At 43.2% G+C, this 484-nt stretch carries 1 protein-coding gene; it reads right to left on the bottom strand.

What is annotated here, in order from left to right; all coding sequences use genetic code 11:
- Positions 1-484, bottom strand: a 484-nt coding sequence (locus tag FMEAI12_RS36425) for a retropepsin-like aspartic protease (RefSeq protein ID WP_160144215.1), incomplete at both ends; no start/stop codon positions are given.

Raw genomic sequence — 484 nt, 5'->3', positions numbered from 1 at the left:
GTCATGGTCTCCTTTTTGAGGTAAATGATGCCATAATTCTCATATGCCCAGTCAATTCCCAACAAAGCAGGGTAGGGATCCTTATCTCCCATGATTTCAATGACTTCGAAATCAGCATAGGTCTTTACACCAGCAAGATCAATTTCAACGTCCTCCAGGCGCCCAACTTCTAAAATGCAGTATTGGTTTGCCATCCGCAACTGTATAGGTGAATAAACTAGCTTTGGCTTCCCCATGGCTTCCCAAGACTTATTTGGCATAATGTTGACATCTGAGCCCAAATCAAGCATAACATCCTTGATGTCATAGCCATCAATTTGAGCATCCAAGCGGAATTCTTTTCCTGTACGTCTTCTTCGTCTTCTCTTAACCCGGTTTGACTGCCTTTCAGGAAGGTTAGCAGCAATGTAATCTTCTGAGTTATATTTACCTCCGACAACAGATTGAATGGTGTTCCGCAACCGTGAGGTGAGTTGCTCATCTT

It is taken from the genome of Parafrankia sp. Ea1.12, from assembly GCF_900465275.1.
Taxonomy (GTDB): domain Bacteria; phylum Actinomycetota; class Actinomycetes; order Frankiales; family Frankiaceae; genus Parafrankia; species Parafrankia soli.
This window is presented reverse-complemented; position numbering and strand designations above follow the sequence as displayed.